Source organism: Lysobacter enzymogenes (assembly GCF_017168095.1).
Taxonomy (GTDB): domain Bacteria; phylum Pseudomonadota; class Gammaproteobacteria; order Xanthomonadales; family Xanthomonadaceae; genus Lysobacter; species Lysobacter enzymogenes_D.
Map to the genome: position 1 here is coordinate 1 of NZ_LXSD01000549.1, position 2408 is coordinate 2408.

The 2408-nt window shown below is 68.4% G+C and carries 3 protein-coding genes; 2 read left to right on the forward strand and 1 reads right to left on the reverse strand.

Translation table 11 applies throughout. From position 1 onward, the window contains the following. Window positions 1-155 precede the first annotated feature (155 nt). A complete protein-coding gene (locus A7A76_RS21765) occupies window positions 156-1064 on the forward strand; it encodes a hypothetical protein (RefSeq protein ID WP_206413271.1) in 909 nt (302 codons plus the stop codon). A 15-nt stretch (window positions 1065-1079) separates the two neighbouring features. Continuing rightward, window positions 1080-1130, forward strand: coding sequence for a DUF6053 domain-containing protein (locus A7A76_RS27000; RefSeq protein WP_425606447.1), 51 nt, complete (start codon window positions 1080-1082; stop codon window positions 1128-1130). A gap of 122 nt (window positions 1131-1252) precedes the next feature. On the opposite strand, the gene A7A76_RS21770 is transcribed toward A7A76_RS27000, so the two are convergent. Further along, window positions 1253-2408 (reverse strand): D-alanyl-D-alanine carboxypeptidase family protein (locus tag A7A76_RS21770; protein WP_206413272.1); only part of this gene is annotated, 1156 nt, incomplete at its 5' end.

A 2408-nucleotide genomic window follows, 5' to 3' on the forward strand; every position in this document is an offset into this window, starting at 1 on the left:
GCCGCGACCGCGACATCGCGTTTACGACGCAAGCCAGGTGTCGCGGTCGCGGCTCGCGCCGCTCCTACAGGGGGCTCCGCGGCAACGCATCAGTCTCAATTTGTGCGCACAAAGCGCGATAGATTGGCGCCTGTCTCGTCCTCCGGAGCCCGGCCATGCCTGCCAGCCAGTCCGTCGCCCTGCCCTTGCGCGGGCAGTTCCGCGCGCTGTACCAGCAGCTCAAGCGCGCCGGCGCGCTGGCGCGCACGCCGGTGGTGTTCTGCGAAGGCGATTCGTGGTTCTCCACGCCGCTGGCGATGAACCTGCTCGACTGGATCGTCTCGCCCGCGCCGCAGGACGAGGAGCGCGGCGTGCCGCTGCTCGGCCAGGGCGGGCTGTTCTTCCGCGCCGAGCGCAGCGGCGATTGCGCCGCGCGCAATCCCGACGATCCCAAGCGCTCGATGTTCGTGCGCGACAACATCGACGACCTGATCGGCTGGTACGCGAACTTCGAGTTCGACCTGATCCTGCTCAGCGCCGGCGGCAACGATTTCGTCGACGGCTTCCTGCGCCGCGCGCTCGGCAACCGCAGCGGGCTGAGCGCGCAGCAGGCGTTCCAGCGCGTGCTCGACAGCGGCCAGTACGACACCGTGCGCAAGGCCTACGCGCTGTTCCTGCAGACGGCGATCGCGGCGCGGCCGGGCGTGCCGGTGCTGGCGCACACTTACGATTATCCGCAGCTGATCGGCCGTCCGGGCGCGCTGACCCCGGGCAATCTCGGCGTGGCCGCGCTGCTGAAGAAGAGCGTGGGGCCGTGGATCGGGCCGAACATCCTGGGCATCGTCGAGAGCGAGCGCCCGGCGTTCGTGCGCCTGCTCATCGACGGGTTCGAACAGCACGTGCTGCGCGCGCTGAAGCAGGACGCGCGTTTTGCCGCGGTGTTCGATTACGTCGACCTGCGCGGCACGCTGACCCAGCCGCAGCAGTGGTTCGACGAGATGCATCCGACCGAAGCCGGGTTCCATGCGCTGGCGACGAAGTTCCGCGGCGTCATGCTCGGCAAGCTGCCCGCGAACAAGCGCTGAGGCGCGCGCGCTCTTGTGGGAGGGCCTTCAGGCCCGATGCTTTTGTTTCAGATCGCCGCGGCCTGAAAGAAGAGCATCGGGCCTGAAGGCCCTCCCACAAAGCCAAAGCCTTCGCACAGGGGTTTGCGCCGCACGAAAACAAAAAGGCCGGCGAACGCCGGCCTCTTCGTCGCGATGCGAACCGGCGCTTACTCCGATTCCCACCACATCCAGAACTCGTCCCACAGGCGCTTGAAGAAGCCGCCTTCCTCGACCGCGGCCAGCGCCACCAGCGGACGCTGCGCGACCACCTTGCCGTCGAGCATGACCTTGACCGAACCGATCGCCTGGCCCTTCTTGATCGGCGCGACCAGGGTCTTGGGCACGTCCATGCTCGGCTTGAGCTGCGGGTACTTGCCGCGCGGCACGGTCACCAGCAGCGGTTCGGCCACGCCGAGCTGCACTTCCGCGCTCTGGCCCTTCCACACCTTCTGCTTGGCCACGACCTTGCCGGCGTCGTAGAGCTTGTGGGTCTCGAAGAAGCGGAAGCCCCAGTTGAGCAGGGCCTGGCTGTCGGTCGCGCGCTGCGCCTCGGAGCTGGACCCCATCACCACCGAGATCAGGCGCTGGTCGCCGCGCTGGGCCGAGGCCATCAGGCAGTAGCCGGCCTTGGAGTGGTGGCCGGTCTTGATGCCGTCGACCGACGAGTCGCGCCACAGCAGCAGGTTGCGGTTGGGCTGGGTGATCGGCCCGACCTTGAGTTCCTTGATCTTGTTGTACGAGTACGCGACCGGGAAGTCGTGGATCAGCGCGCGGCCGAGCAGGGCCAGGTCGTGCGCGGTGGAGTAGTGGTTCTCCTGCGACAGCCCGTGCGGGTTCATGAAGTGGCTGTTCTTCAGGCCGATGCGCGCGGCGTACTGGTTCATCAGCGCGGCGAAGGCGTCCTCGCTGCCGGCGACGTGCTCGGCCAGGGCGATCGCGGCGTCGTTGCCGGACTGCACCACCATGCCCTTTTCCATCTCCACCAGCGGCGCGGTCTGGTTGACCGCGAAACCGGAGTAGCTGCCGTCGGTGGCCGCGCCGCCCTTGCGCCAGGCGTTCTCGGTCATCATCACCTGGTCGGTGTCCTTGACCTTGCCGCCGGCCATTTCCGCGGCGATCACGTAGCTGGTCATGACCTTGGTGATGCTGGCCGGCTCGACCCGCATATCGGGCTCATGGCTGGCCAGGATGTTGCCGCTGGCGGCGTCCATCAGCACCCACGCCGTACCAACGATCTGCGGCGGCGGCGGGACCGGCAGCGAATCGCTGGCCGGCGGCTGCGCGGCGGCCGGGGTGGCGGCAGCGGCGGCGGGCTTGGCCGCG